Origin of the sequence: Fibrobacter sp. UWB15 (genome assembly GCF_900177705.1) — a bacterium.
Taxonomy (GTDB): domain Bacteria; phylum Fibrobacterota; class Fibrobacteria; order Fibrobacterales; family Fibrobacteraceae; genus Fibrobacter.
Genome location: NZ_FXBA01000004.1, coordinates 281416 through 296708 on the forward strand (window position 1 = coordinate 281416; position 15293 = coordinate 296708).

General features: G+C 48.8%; 12 protein-coding genes and 1 tRNA gene. 3 read left to right on the forward strand and 10 right to left on the reverse strand.

The window, feature by feature from the left end:
* Positions 1-26 precede the first annotated feature (26 nt).
* Positions 27-1358, reverse strand: coding sequence for a 3-phosphoshikimate 1-carboxyvinyltransferase (aroA, locus tag B9Y58_RS08545; protein ID WP_073056123.1), 1332 nt, complete (start codon positions 1356-1358; stop codon positions 27-29).
* A 50-nt stretch (positions 1359-1408) separates the two neighbouring features.
* Between aroA and B9Y58_RS08550 the strand changes: the two genes are divergently transcribed.
* Positions 1409-2170: an acyl-[acyl-carrier-protein] thioesterase gene (locus tag B9Y58_RS08550; RefSeq protein ID WP_073056121.1), complete on the forward strand. Its 762-nt coding sequence runs from the start codon at positions 1409-1411 to the stop codon at positions 2168-2170.
* Here B9Y58_RS08550 and B9Y58_RS08555 read toward each other — a convergent pair.
* Positions 2160-3077 (reverse strand): ComEC/Rec2 family competence protein, encoded by a 918-nt coding sequence (locus B9Y58_RS08555; RefSeq protein ID WP_083532290.1) that lies wholly within the window; start codon positions 3075-3077, stop codon positions 2160-2162. The two genes, B9Y58_RS08550 and B9Y58_RS08555, sit on opposite strands and share 11 nt — an antisense overlap.
* Positions 3078-3206: 129 nt before the next feature.
* Here B9Y58_RS08555 and B9Y58_RS08560 point away from each other — a divergent pair, with 129 nt between their 5' ends.
* Both B9Y58_RS08560 and B9Y58_RS08565 read left to right on the forward strand, forming a co-directional pair.
* Complete coding sequence (locus B9Y58_RS08560) at positions 3207-3572, forward strand: hypothetical protein (protein WP_073056119.1); 366 nt, start codon at positions 3207-3209, stop codon at positions 3570-3572.
* An 80-nt stretch (positions 3573-3652) separates the two neighbouring features.
* Positions 3653-3726: transfer RNA gene (locus B9Y58_RS08565), tRNA-His, on the forward strand.
* Between the two features lie 64 nt (positions 3727-3790).
* Here the strand turns inward: B9Y58_RS08565 and B9Y58_RS08570 are convergent.
* From B9Y58_RS08570 to B9Y58_RS08605, 8 genes are all read right to left on the reverse strand, one after another.
* Entirely contained in the window at positions 3791-5383 is a 1593-nt protein-coding gene (locus tag B9Y58_RS08570; RefSeq protein ID WP_073056117.1) for a hypothetical protein, read from the reverse strand.
* A gap of 246 nt (positions 5384-5629) precedes the next feature.
* Positions 5630-7369 (reverse strand): hypothetical protein, encoded by a 1740-nt coding sequence (locus B9Y58_RS08575; protein ID WP_073056116.1) that lies wholly within the window; start codon positions 7367-7369, stop codon positions 5630-5632.
* On the reverse strand, positions 7359-8222 hold the full coding sequence (locus tag B9Y58_RS08580) for a TIGR02147 family protein (RefSeq protein ID WP_073056114.1): 864 nt from the start codon (positions 8220-8222) through the stop codon (positions 7359-7361). The genes B9Y58_RS08575 and B9Y58_RS08580 overlap by 11 nt, the downstream gene beginning before the upstream one ends.
* A 275-nt stretch (positions 8223-8497) precedes the next feature.
* A complete protein-coding gene (locus tag B9Y58_RS08585; RefSeq protein WP_073056112.1) occupies positions 8498-10798 on the reverse strand; it encodes a fibrobacter succinogenes major paralogous domain-containing protein in 2301 nt (766 codons plus the stop codon).
* Positions 10795-11652: a TIGR02147 family protein gene (locus B9Y58_RS08590; RefSeq protein WP_073056110.1), complete on the reverse strand. Its 858-nt coding sequence runs from the start codon at positions 11650-11652 to the stop codon at positions 10795-10797. Before B9Y58_RS08590 ends, B9Y58_RS08585 begins: the two co-directional genes overlap by 4 nt.
* A gap of 235 nt (positions 11653-11887) precedes the next feature.
* Positions 11888-13369 (reverse strand): FISUMP domain-containing protein, encoded by a 1482-nt coding sequence (locus B9Y58_RS08595; protein ID WP_083532289.1) that lies wholly within the window; start codon positions 13367-13369, stop codon positions 11888-11890.
* A gap of 9 nt (positions 13370-13378) precedes the next feature.
* Positions 13379-14197, reverse strand: a complete 819-nt coding sequence (locus tag B9Y58_RS08600) for a hypothetical protein (RefSeq protein ID WP_143154679.1) — start codon at positions 14195-14197, stop codon at positions 13379-13381.
* Positions 14190-15053: a TIGR02147 family protein gene (locus tag B9Y58_RS08605; RefSeq protein WP_083532298.1), complete on the reverse strand. Its 864-nt coding sequence runs from the start codon at positions 15051-15053 to the stop codon at positions 14190-14192. Before B9Y58_RS08605 ends, B9Y58_RS08600 begins: the two co-directional genes overlap by 8 nt.
* Positions 15054-15293 lie beyond the last annotated feature (240 nt).

Below are 15293 nucleotides of genomic sequence, written 5' to 3' on the forward strand. Positions count from 1 at the left end.
CTAAAATACTAATTCACCTTTGGCCGCTAGTGGGCAATTCTCAAAAAGTCTTCAAAGTAGCGCGGATACGTCTTATTAATGCAAGCCGGATCCATAATCTTGATCGGAACACCGCCCAGAGCCACCAGGCTAAAGCACATGGCCATGCGATGGTCGTTATAAGTTTCGATAGTCGCGGGCTGCAATTCAGCCGGCGGCGTAATCGTAATGGAATCGTTAGTTTCGCGGACTTCGGCGCCCACTTTGCGAAGTTCAGCCGCCATGGCCGCAATGCGGTCCGTCTCTTTGACGCGCCAGCTGGCAATCCCCGAAATGGTCATGGGGGCGTCGGCAAACAAGGCAAGCACTGCAACGGTCATGGCCGCATCGGGAATTTCGATAGCGTTGAATTCGCCGAGGCTCTTGAGCTTGCCCTGGGGGCCAACACATTCGACCCAATCGGGGCCCATGGCAATGTTTGCACCCATCTTCTTGAGCACATCGACAAAAGCGATATCACCTTGGCGGCATTCGGAGCCTACACCCAGCACGCGGACCTTACCACCTGCAATAGCCGCGGCAGCAAGCGGATAACTGGCGGAGCTTGCATCACCTTCGACCATATAGTCGCCCGGAGACTTGTAAACGCCCTGGGGCACATAAAAATCCTTGAGGTCGGCATGCTTGACTTCGATGCCGAAATGTTTCATGACGTCCAGAGTCAACAGAATATACGGGGCAGAAATCAGGTCGCCTTCCACATGAATGTGGAGCGGGGATTCTGCATAGGGAGCGCAAATCAAGAGAGCCGTCAGGTACTGGCTCGAAATATTGCCACGCACCGTAACAGAGCCCCCCTTGAGACCGTGAGCGTTAATACACACCGGCGGGAACCCGTCCGTTTCCATATAGTCGATATCGGCCCCCAGCATACGGAGTGCGTCGACCAAGTCGCGGATAGGACGTTCCTTCATACGTTCTTCGCCACTCAAATGGAACACGCCTCTACCCAAAGCTAGCGCGGCACAAAGCGAACGCATGGCTGTACCTGCGTTTCCCAGATAAAGGCCTGCCACATAGTTGTCATTTTCCATCAGGACAGACGGAGCATCGATAGGAGCGCCATTACCTTCGATTACGGCTTCGGTAAAGTCGTCGGTCATTTCCGCCTTGACTCCAAGAGCCTTAAGAGCCTCGCCCATGTAGCGGGTGTCATCGCTTTTCAACAAGTTGTGCAAGCGGGTGGTTCCTTCGGCAAGGGCCGACACCAAAAGCACTCGATTAGTAATACTCTTGGAACCCGGAACGCGAAGTTCTCCGTTATAAGACGACAAAGCAGGAATCTGAATATGACTGGGGCGAAAAAAAGGTGTATCCATGCCGATAAATTTATAAATTAAATAAGCTAACAGACTATATGGAGCGCTAAATGATGAGCGAAATCACAGACCTCAAATTCACCGTACGCTTTTCGGACTGCGACGAATACGGCAGACTCAAGCTTTCGCGCCTGTTCCAGTTTATGGAAGAGGCCGCCATCGCTGACGCCGAACGGGGCGGATTTGGCCTGTGGCGCATGATCAAGGCCGGCTACACTTCGGCCATTACTCGCATGAAGGTCCGCATCAATCACACTCCGCTCATGGGCGAAGAACTCAGCGTTTCCACCTGGATCAAGGAAATCTACAAAGACAAGGTAGTCCTCAAAGACTACGCCGTTGTCGATAGCCAAGGTCACGCTTTGGCCGAAGGCACTTCTTCTTGGATTCTCGTGAACTTGAAGACCGGCTTTGCAGAACCGCCGTCAAACAGTCCGTACCCCTTCCCCATTCAGCTTGAAAAGAGCGCCATGCCCGAGATGCTCTCGGTTTTGCCCATGGGTGAAGACCCGCAATTAGTTTATACAGAACGCGCCCGCAATAGCGACCTGGACTTGAATCACCATGTGAATCATTGCCGCTACGTGGAATGGATTTTGGACTGTTTAAGCAAAGAAGAAATCAAGGAACGCGGCATCCGCTCGCTGCAGCTGAACTTTGTGAACCAGGTGCCGCTCGGCGCGAACGTGAACATCATCCGCTTTAAGGATACGAACCACCACGTCGTATTCTTCGGCATGAACGCCGACATGGAAAAGAGCCCCACCACAAACCGCTGCCACTTTCAGGCCCGCGTAGGTTTCAGGGAATAACAAGCCCCACACCTGGCCACATTTCAAAGCTGAAACTCCCGTGCAGGTCGGTGCGATAGATTGCAGCTGAATCGCCCGTGACAATCCGGAGCCTGCTTAGCACCTCTTCTTTGGGATGGCCGTAGCGGTTATTTTTTCCGACCCCGATTGCCGCATACCTAGGGGTCACCTGTGCCAGAAACTGGAGCCCGCTACTGCCCGCGGAACCATGGTGCCCCACTTGCAATAAATCTGCCGACAAGTCGCGCGAGAGCTCCATCAGGCGGTTTTCGCCCACGGAATCCAAGTCTCCCATCAACAGGAACGAACTTTCACGCCCCGCCAGCGGTCCCATCATGGAACCAAGCACCACCACGCTCGCCCGATTTTCACCAAAGCGTCCGTAACTTACAGGCCACAGACATTCAAGCCTTAGCCCCTCGGCAAAGTACACCGAGTCGCCGCGTTCCAGCGTATCTACCGGAATCCTGTACCGCCGCGCCACCTTAAAAATACTGTCGCTCACGAAGCCCACCGCGGTGTCTAACCCCACCAAGAGGCGCCCGACCTTGAGCCGCCCCGACTCGATTGCCGCGCCCATTTCCATAAAGCCACCGCCGTGGTCCCGGTGAAAGTGGCTCACCAGCACCCAGTCGAGCGACTTGACGCCCCTCGACGCAAGCGTATCCATCAGTCCGGCGGAGTCGGGTCCCGTGTCATACAGGGCAAACCGCCCCTCGTTTTCTAGGAGCACCGCGAGCCCCTGCCCCACATCTAAAAATGTGATTCGCACCGGCTCCGGGCCCCCACTCCAACCGGAATCGTAGGTGCAGCCCGAAAAAAACAGTCCCAAAAACGTACCCCAAAGGGCCCCGCAGAGCAAAATCCACAGGTAAATGCAACGATTTGATTTTCGCGAAACATGCATAAAAGGCTTCCTTTTTCTAAAAGGTTTCTCTTATATACACGCTAAAATCCGCAAAACCGTTCAAAATCAGCCCTAAAAACGGCATTAGTTGGAATTTTTACTATATTTACCCTTAAACCGAGGTTTTTTATGCAATTACCCAAGTACAAAAAGAAAAAGCGTATCAAGCTGAAAGTCTGTCAGGAACCCGGCTGCGGCCGCGAATTCTGGGGCCACCCGATCGCCAAGTACTGCGAATTGCACCGCGACATCAAGCAGCGCCAGAAGCAGAAGAAGGACGTGGACAACATCGAGTCCAAGAACATCATCTTCCGCCACAACTACACGGAATCCATGGACCTCACCTTCAAGTGCTGTCTCGAAGGCTGCAACGAAATGTTCACTATCCGCGTGTTCCCGAAGCAGTACATTTACCCCCGTTTCTGCGAAGAACACCGCAACGATTTCAAGCGCGCAAACTACCTGCGCATCATTTCGAAGCTGAAAAACGACTAAAAAGGCGCATTTTACAAAAAAATTGCAGGGCCACCCTTGAAAATCGGGGTGGCTTTTTTATATTTGGGCTCACAATCATGGTGGGTGTAGCTCAATTGGTTAGAGTCCCAGATTGTGATTCTGGATGTTGTCGGTTCGAGTCCGGTCACCCACCCTTAAAAAAGAACCTCGCTAGCAAACTAGCGGGGTTCTTTTTTTAGTGAGGAGACAAAAGAGCTTTAGTCGTCTTCTTTTTTTGACGGATTGTAGGGTTGATTAAGCCAATTGAGGTTGACGCGGACTTCTACATAAGCGATACGCTCTTCAACATCCGGAGCCTCCCCAACGGTATATCGAATCATATATCCTGCAATAGCATAAATTTTATCTGTACCATACTCTGACCATACAAACATCGTGTCAAGCCAGACTTCATAATGAACGTTCGGATATCGAGGATCGTCCCATTCATCGCCATCCCACATTCTAGGATCATGCGTCAACATAACATTCCAAGAATATTTGTTTCCTTTTACAAATTCTGCCATATAGGCATCCTCGTCCATCAAGTATTCTTCTAAATTCGTTTGTTCATTTTCTCGATAAATTCTATCGTATTTTTCTTTATCCAAGGTTTCAGGAGTATTTTCTTCTAGAACATAATGGTAAATAATGTCATGAAGTTCGTGCCATTCCCTCGGATGAGAAGACTCCTTTGAAGATTCCTCATTTTCTGGGCTGGAGTATTCCTCGCCAAACTTTTCAACATACTTTTCAAATTCGGGAACCGCTTCCACGTTTTTCCACCCGGCCACATTTTTGCGAATCGTTTCCAGCGTGCCGTTTTCTTTGGCAGACTTAGCCCAATTGGCAATTTTGGTTTTCATTTCGTTATCCCACTCGCCCGTTTTAACATAAGAGTCACTCAACGAGTCTACAGTATAAGTAAGATGAGCATTCTTTTCAGGATCCGTCTGTGCCGTCAGGAGCACACTTGCAGCCAAAAGTGCTGCGTTGCCCTCTCCAGGCTTAAGGATATCCAAATCAGCAAAATCACCGACATCGTCTTTAATGTCAAACAGCGCAAGGATTTCCTTTTTCGCCAGTGCCTTTGCTTCTGCCACAGGCATTTTCTTTTGATTTACAAGATACTTCATGCGGTCGTATTCAAGCTGCGTAAACACGTTGACATTCACAGTGCTGCGATTTTCCAAATTAGCAAGGGCGCTCAGATTAACTAATTTCTTCGACTTTTCCCCTGTATGTTCATCTAGATAATAACCCCACACAACGATTTCTGCACATGGAGAAACCATGTTGAGATTTTCAACATTGATTACTCCATCTTCTATAACAACACTAAAATACCCAAACTCCGCGTCATAGCTTGTAGGCCTTAACGTTTCGCAATCAACTTCACGCACAAATCCATGGCCATCAACGAACGGGCCTTTCTGCGCTACGCCAGTTAAAGTCATATTCTTAATTGCATATTCTTCGACACTAGAAGAATCTGCTTTTTCGGAGCTTGAAGATTCGACCCTTGTTGTATCAGAAGATCCATTATTTTCCGAGCTTGAAGATTCGATTTTCTCGTTCTTTTCAGAGCTCGAGGACTTCGCCTTTTTATCTTTGCTTGCAACCGAAGACGAAGAAGCACCCTCATCGCCACCGGATTCCACGTCCTCGATATATTCTTCCGAGTCATCCCCGGCAACACTGCTGCTTTCGCTGGAGCAGCCCGTTACCATTAGAGATGTGCAGAGGTACATTGCCGAAACAGACAACAGGCCTGCACCCAGAACTTCATACCATTTGTTTTTCTTTTTCATTTTCCCTTCTTTGTTGGAGTGTTTTTGTATCCCTCACACTTACAAATATAGGTAGATTTTAAGATGTTAGAATACAAAATTAACGTTTTTATTCAAATTTTACGCATTTTAAGGATTTTATTAAATTTTAAGCAATTTAGAACACAAAGCACGTATCCCAAGAACACAAAGAAGAACGCTCACCAAAAAAAAGAAAAGGCCTCGCAAAATTGCGAGACCTTTCTGCTTTTTTAGGGTAGAAGACCTTTACTTTGACGTATAATAGACGCCCGCCAATTCTACAACGAACCCATAGCGGATTGTTCTAGAGCCGCTCGCGCTCACCAATACTTCCGGCACAGAAAATACGTATACATGGTACAAGGCATTCTTCAATACCATTTCGTAGCTATAAACAGGAGTCGTTTCGCCAATTTCACTCATATCTTCTTCATCGTACGGATACCCATACAGTTCGTTTCCTAATTCCACTATGCTTTTTTCGCTTTCCCCTCGATATTTGTATCCAGAACCACCATCCAGCCACTCCGACCTGAAACGATCCAAGCTATCCGTCGAGTACTGTTCAAAATCCGCAGCAAAAGTATATGTCCTCGGAACAGAGAATTCCGTTTCGTAAACATCGTGACGCGTTCTCCAAGTCACGACTACGGAATCACCAGGGCAATGCGCACTTGCAATTTCATAGTCATTTCCAAGCAAGTAATTCAGTTCATGGGGGAATTCCGTGTTAGGACATCCCGAGGTATCTTTTGGGGCAACAGAGGAATCTTTCGCCGTAGTCGAAGTATCCGGCTTTACGGAATTCGAATCACGAATGGAAGTATCACGTGCAGAGGAGTCGCGTACGATTGAATCGTTCGGCACTACAGAACTCGAAGAACGCAGGCTATCCAGCGACAGCGAATCACGAACAGACGAGCTAGAAACAAGCGTGTCACGAACAGACGAACTCGACTTCGGCGATACTGCAGAACTCGAAGATAACGTATCGGCCTTTACTTCGCTACTACTGGATTGCTTCGCTTCGCTCGCAATGACGTCGCTGGAAGACGACTCTTCGACAGAAGACGAAGATTCATCGCTAGAAGAAGACACTTCTTCGATCGAATCAGCCGGTTCTACAGCGGGAATGTACTTTTCGAACGCGGGAATTTCGTCAACATAATCCAGGCCTTCGATATTCTTGCGAATGGAATCAAGCTTGCCGTCTGCGACGACAGAGGCGGCCCATTCAGCAATCTCGGCCTTGGTCGTAGAATCTTTCCACTTGCCGCTTTCGGCAAAGGAATCGTCGAACTTGTCAAGACGCTTGACAAGCCCATCTGCATCTGTTCCAGACTGCATCATCACGCTTACGGCGAGGAGTGCTGCGTTTCCGTTACCAGATTCAAAGACATTCAACTTTTCCGATTCGTCAAATTCACCCTTGATATCGAATGCAGCAAGAACTTCCTTCTGCGCCTGAGTTTTTGCGTCGGCAAAAGACTTACTCTTGTTTGCAACAAGGTGCTTCACGCGTTCGTATTCCAGCTGCGTAAGCATGTTGACATTCACGTTCTTGCGATCCTTCAAATCGGTAATCGCGTGGATCGTAACCGCATTCTTGGACTTTTCGCCAGTCAATTCGTCAAAGTATTTGCCCGACACTTCGAACAAGGCGCATGTCGACGCAAAAGACATACTGTCAACAGCAAAGTCGCCCTTATCGCTCTTGACTTCGGTTTCAAAAATTTCGTCCGAAAGTTCCATGGTCTTACAGTCAATCCCCTGCACCGTCACGGTAGCGCCCTTCACGAACGGGCCCTTCTGGGCAACGCCAGCAACCTCGACATCCTTAAGAGCCACAAAGCCGGCATCTTCCGAGACGCCGCCTGCAACGCCCTTGTCATCGGTACTGGAGCATGCAGCAAAGAGCGACATGCCTATAAATGCAGAAGCAAAGGCCAAGTTTTTCTTGGCCGTCTTGCACAAGTTATTTTTCATTGTCTCCTTCCTTCTTAACTGAAGTCTTGCTTTCTTTTGCCAAAGGTTCACTCAGCGGGAACAGTTGCAAATTCAATCGGTAAACCTGTTCCGTCTCGTCGTCTTCCGAGGCAATCGCGATAATTCGGCGGCGGCAATCCGCAAGTTCCTTACGAATCCGTTCGTAAGATTTACGGGTGAGGCCCATGGTAAGGCCCGACATGTCGCGTTCCGAAAGCGGTAAATTGATTGCCTTTACGGCGAATTCGCCCATCTGGCGCTGCAAATCGCGGGCAGCCACAGGCACGGCGTCTACAGAGCCCATCGAAATCGCCTTGTCCGTCTGCTGGTAATTTCCGTCTTTGTCTTTTTTGAGGAGCTTCGCCCGCACCAAAAAGTCGAGCGTCTCCGTGACTTCGGCAGCGGTAATCGCAGGCTTAATCGCATGAGCCATTTCGAGCGGCTTTGCGCCGGGCATGTTTGGCGCGAGTTCTCGCAGCACCACGTTTTTCCACGATTTAAAATAATTGAACTCTTCGACCCCTAGCACACGCACCTTGTGAGCATTCGCCAGCGCACAGCGTTCCTCGAACGCGGCTCGTTTCGCCTCGTCCCCCTTCGCATGCGCGTACGAAACCATCAGCACAAAGTACGTGTGTTCGAACCCCACCAACCCCATAGCACTCGCTACGGAACCTGCAGCCCCTACGCTCAGGTTTTTCTTCCCCTCGCAGACATACTTCAGATAAACCGCCGACGAAAACCCTGCGTCGCGCGCAAAGTCTCGCCAGGTAAACGCAGAGGTGCGCTTACGTTCATCGTAATAGTCCTGAATGAACTTACGATAATCGGTATATTCTACAATCTCCTTCATGGTCACAAATATAGACTAATTTGCCACAAATGGGATACAAATTCGCTATTTTTATTCAAATTTTACTAATTCTGCAAAATTTTTAAAATTTCGCCAATTTCAAGAACACAACTCGTGTTCTAGGAGTACAAAAAAAACTCGCTAGCGCACTAGCGAGGTCTTTTTTTGATTCCGGCATAACGCCCCAGATTCTAACAGCCTACGGCTCCAGAGATAAGCTCTCTCTTCTTCCGCCTTCGAGCCCATTGATTTCAATTTCAGAAATCTAAGCAAACTTAGTCCTTTACACAACGGACCGAACTCCCGATATACTTGTTACTGTAGAACTTGCGTACAATGGTATCCGTGTACAATCTTATACCATACGCATAATTATCGTACTCATCGTACCATTCAGAAGTCCAAAAGGCAGCAGCCTCACCCACAAAGTCCTTGCTCCCCCAGCCACCAGCGGGCAACACAGTGAAGCCGAAATCATCCGTACCATTGCCGTCACTATTCCAGCCACTCGTAGACTTGAGCTTCGTGCCTGCAATCGAATCCCCACCAACCGCAGCGAGCAGCATTCTCCACTCTGCGAGATCGGGCAGGTGCCAGTCGCTAGGGCATGCATCCATTGCCGCAGTCCAAACATAAAGACGGCCATACTTTGCACAATATTCAGCAGAATCATTATAGCAGAAACTGGAATCAGTTTCAAAGTTCAGGTTTTCTGCCATCCACACCTGGTCGCCGATTTTCACGGTCTTGTAAGTTTGACCATCACGGTTGTCTGTCATAGTCCCCGTAACTACTGAAGAGGGATCTTCAGGAACTACAGAACTGCTGGACCCACTTGTCTCGCTGCTACTCGACTGTGACGAGGAAGAAGCTTCAGAACTAGAAGACTCTACAGAACTGCTGGATACGCTTGTCACGCTAGAACTTGAAGAAGGTCTTACCGGAGCAGTCGAAGGATCCCCCTTGACGCAACGGACACTTTGTCCATAAGACTTGCTATTCTGATACGTATAAGAATTGGTATAAACGTTGTTTATATTGAAATACCGGCCATCATTGGCACTGTATTCAGTAGCGCTCCAGTAATAAACATCCGAGCCCACCTTTTCCCATTTAGTAGCAGAAATTCTTCTTCCGGTCGGGAGAGCGGCGAAGCCGTAAAGATCCGTACCGTTATTGTGATCCGTCCCGGCGTCGTTCCATCCAGTCAACGCCTTGAGTGGTTCACCAGATACAGGGGCATTTCCTAATGCCACGCTCAATAGGCCCCATTCATAGATTGACGGCAAATGCCAGCCGTCAGGGCAAATTCCCTGCACAGCTCGATCAAGTCCGCACTTTTTGCCATAGCCGCAAACCAACGGCTCCTTGGAATCATTCGCCAAAGCAACCGAGTCAATCGCGGCGGCCCAGCTATAATAACGGCCACTCACCTTGCAATTTTTTTCATCATCATTGTAGCACCAGTTGCCGCCCTTCAAGCTCGGAGTCTTGACGCTATCGGCATAGTTCAGGTTCTCCGCCATCCAAACCTGCGAATAATTTGCATCTGGCACATCAATTTTTACAACTTTGTACACTTGCTTGTCGCGCGGGTCAACCATCGAGTCGTATTTGATGTTCGGATTCAGGCGGGCTTCCTTGGGAACATCCCAACTCCATCCTTCTGTCTTGACGCTGTCGTTAGATTCTTCCTTTGAAACGTTAGTGGCAAACGCATCAACCGCCGTCTCAAAATCGGGAACTTCGTTTGCGAATCCCCAATTCTCCATATTCTTGCGAATGGAATCCATCACAGCCTTCGCCACGGCATTTGCAATCCAGTCGATAATTGCTTTTTTCGTATCATCATCATTCCACGTGCCGCTTTCCGCAAAGGAATCGCTGAATTTATCCATACGTTCCGTAAGCGTTTTCACATCGGCATCGCCTTGCATCAGCACACTGATGGCAAGGAGCGTTGCATCTGCATCGCTTGTTCCAAAAATATCCAAATCTTCAAACTCGGTCGTATCGCCCGCCATACCGAACGCCGCAAGCACCTCGGTTTCAGCTAAGTCCTTTGCCTCGTCGAAAGTCTTGCCTTTTTCTGCCACATAATGCATTACGCGCTCGTATTCCAAGTTCGTAAGCAAGTTGACATTCACATGGGTACGGTCCTTGAGATTCGTCAACGCACGGAGCGTCAATTTATCCGAAACCTTCTTCCCGGTCATTTCGCTACGGTATTCGCCAGTCACTGCAACAACAGCACAGGTTGTAGACAAGTTCACTTTTTCTACAACAAATTCACCCATATTGTTTTTGACTTCGCCCTCAAAGACCTCATCCGTGAATTTCATTGTCTTGCAGTCAATTCCCTGCACCGTCACCGCGGAACCCTTCACGAACGGGCCCTTCTGCGAAACACCTGCCACGTCCAAATCCTTGACGGCAACAACGCCCGCATCCCCCGAAGCGCCACCGGCAACACTCTTGTCGTCGGAACTGGAGCAGGCTGCCAAGAGCGCCATAGACGCAAGCGCACAAATCGACATCAGGCGCAAGGCTAAATTGCGATTCTTCTCTCTCCTCATTTCGTTTCTCCCTTTTTATTCATCGTCTCGTTTTTAGGTTCAAGTCGTTCACTCAACGGGAACAACTGCACGTTCAGGCGGTAGACCTGTTCCGTTTCGTCTTCCTCCGTCGCAATCGCCACCACGCGGCGGTAATAATCTTCAGTCTCTTTCTTGATGCGTTCGTACGCACGACGCGTAAGCCCAAGCGTATAACCCGACATCATGCGTTCCGAAATCGGCAAATCAATGGACTTAAGGGCAAACTCCCCCATCTGGCGCTGCAAATCGCGAGCCGCCAGCGGCACGGCCTCCACAGGCGCCATTTTAATCGTCTTGTCCGTTTGCTGGTAGTTTCCACTCCTGTCCTTCTTCAGGAGCTTCGCCTTCACCAAAAAATCGAGCGTCTCGGAAACTTCCGCCGCCGAAATCTTCGGTTTGCAGGCATGGGCAATTTCCAACGGCTTTGCGCCGGGCATGTGCGGTGCCAACTCACGGATTACGGAATTTTTCCAAGACTTGAAATACTTGAATTCTTCGTCACCCAGCACACGCACCTTGTGAGCATTCGCCAGCGCGCAACGTTCTTCGAACGCAGCCTTTTTAGCTTCGTTGCTTTTTGCATGCGCATAAGATACCATCAAGACAAAGTATTCGTACTCGAAACCGACAAGCCCCATGGCATTTGCCACCGAGCCCGCCGAGCCGACGCTCAAATTCTTTTTCCCCTCGCAAACATACTTCAAATAGACATCTGACGAAAAACCCGCCTTCTGGGCGAACGCATGCCAAGAAAAAGCAGAGCAGCGTTTTCGTTCATCGTAGTAGTCCTGAATGAACTTACGATAATCAGTGTATTCTATGATCTCCTTCATGACTACAAATATAGATTCATTTGGTCTAAACAGAACATAAAATTATCGTTTTTAGCCAAATTTTACCAATTTCTTTAAAATTATCAAAAATCAAGCATTTTTAGAACATGATTTCATATTCTAGGAACATGCCCTAGAACACAAAAAAAATCCTGCGGAACTTTCCGCAGGATTCTTTCCTAACCATCCCCCTGCCCGAATCCTTCGGGTCCAAATCGGGGGAATGAATTTCACCTTAGTCTTTTACGCAACGGACCTCGTAGATAGTCTTTGCCGGCGGAGCGCTTGTCGGTTCTTCCGGTCCGAAGAATTCGCGATCTTCATCAAGAGAGAATCTACTGCCCCACTGGGCAATCTTATAATCACTTTCGTTTTCCGTAAAGCGCGGATACAAAAGCAATTCTTGAGTTTGAGCATCGCCTTGGGTAGCCTCTTCCAGTTTTTGCCATTCATAACTTTGGGGAAGATGCCAGCCTTCGGGGCATGCGCCTTGAACATATTCTTTGCGGAGCACCTTTTCCTTAATCTCAGAACGGTAAGCCTCCGACTCGCAAGTTTCTTCATCGGGCGCATCCAATGCCTGGCAAACATAATAAGGACTACCCATTTCCCCCATCGTAAACCATTCTTGAATGCCATCAGAACCCATGGAAGGCTTAAATCCCAGATTACTCACCATCCAAGAGACAGTCTCTCCATCTTTCATTTTGACATCCAAAGTCTTATAGATGGCCCCATCTCTGTCATCGACCAGCGTGCCGTATTTTCCTGCGGTATCCACAGGCGCATCGCCATTCGTTCTTGCGCCATTATACCACTTCCACACGCCATTGCGGCAAATATAGCCGTCCTTGACATCATCTAGATTTCCACAGTGGGCGCCAAGGCCCCATGCGGAATCCCAAGGAGCCGCGAACTGGTTGATGAGCTTTTCGAAATCGCTTATTTCGTCTGCACCCATATCGATCAGGTTACGCCGTGCAAGCTTATAGGCTTCGCCTTGATTCTCCATAGAAACGTTCTTCTTGAGTTCGTTCTTCAAGGTGGTATCATCCCAGACGCCGTCTTTCTCCAAATCCATGGCAAGCATGGCCATATTGGTCGTCACCTCGCCAATATCTTTGGCGGTAAGCATTATCAACGAAATGGCCAAGAGTTTAGCGTCACCTTCGCTACGGCCCATAATATCGAGCTGGTCGAAGGACTCGCCCTCATCGGAGAATCCGAATGCAGCCATCACTTCTTTTTCGGCCTGGCGCTTAGCGTCTTCAACAGATTTGCCCTCCTTGACTAGGTAACGAATACGGTCAAAAGACAAATGCGTCAGAACGTTAATATTCACGTGATCGCGATCTTGCAAATCAACAAGACTGTTCAATGAAATTTTTTGAGCAGAGGTATCCCGGGTTATTTCATCGAGATAGTAGCCGTTCGCATTGAGCCAGGCATAGCGATCGTCCAGGTTGACGTTTCTCAAGGAATACTCGCCACGGCTATTTTCAACCTTGGTAGAGAATTTAGCTCCCGTTTGGCGCAAGCGTTCGTCCATTCCATAAAGGGTGATTTCAGAACCCTTTAAAAACGGTCCTTTTTGCGATTTGCCAGAAATGGTTCTCGCCCCTTCTGACGACGTAGAGTTCGTTTCCGCCTGGCTGCAAGCCATCAAAGCCGCACCCACAGCAATCAGTGAAAGAATATGATTGATCCTTCTATACATAGTAACCCCCTATTCTGGATAAGACATCGTAACTAAGAAAAACATTATAACATCACTCGACGCATATTCCGTCTTGAAATCTCCCGAAAAATCGCCAGACTTTCTGAACATCTTGGCCAGAACATCTACAACTTCTTGGGCAGCTTCGCAACGGACACCTTCTTCAGCCCTCTTTTGCGCATCATTCATAGCCAAATCCAAGCCACTACTGATACGTTCCAGAGCCTTGCCGGCTTCACTCGTGTCGGTCACATCGAGGTTTTCGGAATCTTCAGAAATCCATTCATAACTGAAGCTCTTCATCAATTCAGCATGTGCCTGCTTCTGAGCTTCTGCAAACGATTTACCTTCTTTCACAAGATAAAGCGTGCGGCCGTATTCCAAGTGCGTAAACACGTTAATGTTTATTACGCCGCGGTCGCTAATATCCGACAACGCATTCAAGCTGACTTGGCACTTTGAATTTTCTTTCGTCGTTTCGCTTTTATAGTAACCGGTTGCAGTCAGCCTGACATACTGACTTTCCAAATTGATATCGTCGATGACAAAATCGCCTTGGTCGCTACGGGTCGTCGCAAAGAATTCGCGGCCAGTCGCCACAAGATTCCCTTCTGCCGAAGTTTCCTTGAGCACGATGTTGGATCCCGTCACGAACGGTCCCTTCTGCGCCACGCCAACAATTTTCTTGCTAGAAATGGCAACAACGCCTTCACTCTCTTCGCTCGTGCCGGCGGATTCAAAAGTAGAACAGGCCCAGAACGCCCCGCCAAAAGCGAGAGCGGCAAGACTCGCAAAAAACTTTCTCATACCATCCAAACTATTACGCATTTTCAGCCTCCTTTTTTCCCATAACAGGCGCCCTATTCAAATTTTCAGATAGCGGGAAAAGCTGCATGTTCAAGCGGCAAACTTTTTCCACCTTTTTGTCAGCCGAGACAATCGACACAATGCGTTTGCGGCACTCCGTGAGTTCCTCGATGACCTTTTCATAGCTTTCGGCAGTCATGCCCATGGTAATGCCGCTAAAGTGGCGTTCCGAAATAGGCAACTTGTCCAAAGCCTCGAGCGCGAATTCGCCCATCTGGCGCAACAGCGAATGCACCGCCACCGAGACAACCTTTAGGCGCCCCGTCGTAATCGAATGCGTCGTCTGGTGATAAATGCCCTTGGCATCTATCGTCAGGAATCCGGCATTCAAAAGGAATCGCAAGCTGCTGCTTACGTCAGCCGCCGAAATAGGCAACCGGCAAGCCTTCGCGATTTCGTGCGGTTTCGCCCCGGGCATCGCCACGGCCAATTCACGGACGACAGAATGCTTCCAGGTTTCGTAGAACGTGTACATTTCACTGCCGAGAATTTTCACATGGTGTGCCGAACTCAATGCTTCCATTTCTTCGAAACACTTTTTCTTTTCCCGGTCCGTCTTTGCGCTTTCGTATCGAACCATCAAGACGAAGTAGTCGAACTCAAACCCCAGCAACCCCATTGCCAAGGCCGTCTTCTTTGCTCCTTCCTCCCGAAGCCTTGTCTTGCCATCGCAAACAAGCTTCAGGTATGAACCCGATGCGAAACCAGCAATCTTTGCAAACTCGCGCCAGGTAAACGCCGACGTGCGCTTGCGTTCGCGGTAGTAGTCGAGTACGTACTCACGATAGTCTTTGTATTCAATAACTGATTTCATCATGACCATAAGATAGATTTATGCGGGCGGCCGTGCAACATTTTTGTTAAAACAAAAATGGCGAATTTAAGCGAATTTAAGCACTTTACAATTCAAGTTTAAAATTTTTAGTAATTCATAAAACAAAATTTGAATTTTATAAAACAAAAAAAGTGACCCGCCGGCATAGCCGGCGGTTCTTCATGGACGGGCATAGCCCTAGGATACTAGCAACGCGTCGCACGCGTTGACGGCCTGACACTG